Genomic DNA, 2512 nt, shown 5'->3' on the forward strand with positions numbered 1-2512 from the left:
CGCACCGCCGTGCCGCGGAAGTTCCGGCGGAACTCCTCTTCGGAAAGCCCGGCCAGCCACTCCAGCGCCGGGTTGACCAGCTCCGGCCGCGGCTGGAGCTCCGGCGCCGCGCTCACCGGCGCCTTGCGGTTCCAGGGACAGACCTCCTGGCAAAGGTCGCAGCCGAAAACGTGCCGCCCCACCCCAGCCTGCAATCCCTCCGGGATCTCGCCGCGCTTCTCGATGGTGAGGTAAGAGATGCAGCGCGCGGCATCGAGCTGGTAGGGGGCAGGGAAGGCCTGGGTGGGACAGACGTCCAGGCAGCGGGTGCAGGAGCCGCAGCGGTCGGGCAGGGGCGCGCCCGGCTCTAGCTCCAACGAGGTCAGGATCACTCCGAGGAAAAGCCACGAACCCAGCTTGGGGTGGATGAGGCAGGTGTTCTTGCCCAGCCAGCCCAGGCCGGCGTGCGCCGCCACTACCCGCTCGAGCAGCGGGCCGGTGTCCACGTAGCAGCGGGTCTGGAGATCGGGATGGTCGCCGGCAGCCACCCGTAGCGCCGCTTCCACCTGGCGCAGCCGCGCCATGACGACCTGGTGATAGTCCTTCCGCCCCCAAGCGTAGCGCGAGATCCAGCCGCGCGCAGCCTCGGCCTTCTCGCTCGACTGCGGCGCCGCGCTGTTGTAGTTGAGGGCGCAGACGATGACCGAGCGCGCCCAGGGGAAGGTCTCTTGGACCGACGCGCGGCGCAGCCGGCCCCGCTCGTCCCGCGCCTGCATGTAGTCCATCTCGCCGACATGACCAGCGGCGATCCAGGCAGGGAAGTGGGCCAGCTCGGGCAGGGCGTCATCCCCGACCGGGGCGATCCCCGCCAGCTCGAAGCCGGCCTGGACGGCGGCACGCTGGATCACCTCGGAGAGGGCGCTCATAGGCCTCGCACCCGCCTATTATGCGCCTGCGGCGGGCCTCCCGGGGCGGGGCCCCGGTTTACCCGTCACAAGGCCTTGTGTCCTGCGTCACTGGCGGCTAGGACTAGCCCGGATAGCCTAGAAGCGTGCATCCGGAAACCGGAGAGGTGGGGCCGACGATGCTCACACGCCGCCAACGCTACGCCATCGAGGGGCGCAAGCCCGCCAAGCAGAAGCCCGAGGACCGCGTCCACAACTTCAACGAGGTCTACCAGGGCTACACCCCGGAGGAGGCCATCGAGCAGGCCTCCCGCTGCCTCTACTGCGAGCACGCTCCCTGCACCCAGGGCTGCCCCCTGCACAACGACATCCCCGCGGCGCTGTTCCTCATCAGCCAGGGCGACTTCGTGGGCGCCGCCCAGAAGTTTCTCGAGACCTCCAACTTCCCCGACGTCTGCGGCCGCATCTGCCCCCAGGAAAAGCAGTGCGAGGGCAACTGCGTGCTGCTGCCGCGCAAGGGCGCGGTCAACGTGGGCAAGCTGGAGGCCTTCTGCCTCGACTACGTGCGCAAGAACTACGGCTACCCCAAGCGCGAGCGCCAGCCCCTGACCGGCATGACCATCGGGGTGGTGGGCGCGGGCCCCGCCGGCCTGGCCGTCGCCGAAGAGCTGGCGGCGCGCGGACACGAGGTCACGGTCTACGATGCCTGGCCCTATCCCGGAGGCCTGCTGCTCTACGGCATCCCCGGCTTCAAGCTCAATAAGGAGATCGTCTTCGACAAGATCAAGGACCTGGAGGCGCTGGGGATCAAGTTCGTCTCCAACTACCGCGTGGGCAAGGAGCATCCGGTCGAAGAGTTGCTGCGCCAGTTCGACCTGGTCTTCCTGGGCTACGGCGCCATCAAGGGCGGGGAGATGAAGATCCCCGGCGAAGACACCTTCAAGAACATCTACCAGGCCACCGAGTACCTGGTGCGCGGCAACCTGCCCGTCGAATTGCTGCCGGAGTGGATGCTGAAGGACGGCCCCAACAAGATCCGCCCCCACGCCGGCCACACCACCCTGGTGATCGGCGGCGGCGACACCGCCATGGACTGCGTGCGCGTGGCCCGCCGCCTCAATCCCTCGACCAAGGTCTACTGCGTCTACCGCCGCAGCGAGGTGGAGATGCCGGGGCGCATGGAAGAGCGCATCCACGCCCGCGAAGAGGGCGTGCAGTTCGAGTGGCTGACCGCCCCCGTCAAGTTCCTGGGCAACGAGAAGGGTGAGGTGGAAGGCGCGGAGTGCATTCGCATGAAGCTGGGCGAGCCCGACGCCAAGGGCCGCCGCTCCCCCGTCCCCATCCCCGGCTCCGAGTTCGTCATTCCCTGCGACACGGTGGCGCTGGCCATCGGCTACAGCCCCGAGACCGACATCCCCGAGACCGCCGAGAACCTGAAGACCACCAAGTGGGGCACGCTGCTGGTGGAGAGCGAGGAGACCGGGGTGACCTCGCGCGAGGACATCTACGCCGCCGGCGACAACGTGCGCGGCGCCGACCTGGTGGTCACCGCGGTGGCCGCCGCCCGCAAGGCCGCCCTGCACATGCACGACAAGCTCATCGCCCTGCGCGCCCGCCGCCAGGAGCGC

General features: G+C 69.1%; 2 protein-coding genes. One reads left to right on the top strand and one right to left on the bottom strand.

Annotation, left to right across the window (positions count from 1 at the left end):
* The coding region (queG, locus tag VEG08_12500) for a tRNA epoxyqueuosine(34) reductase QueG (GenBank protein HXZ28804.1) at nucleotides 1–905 on the bottom strand (905 nt) is incomplete at its 3' end.
* 158 nt (nucleotides 906–1063) lie between these two features.
* Here queG and VEG08_12505 point away from each other — a divergent pair.
* The coding region (locus tag VEG08_12505) for an NAD(P)-dependent oxidoreductase (GenBank protein HXZ28805.1) at nucleotides 1064–2512 on the top strand (1449 nt) is incomplete at its 3' end.

The organism is Terriglobales bacterium (assembly GCA_035624475.1).
GTDB lineage: Bacteria > Acidobacteriota > Terriglobia > Terriglobales > Acidobacteriaceae > DASPRL01.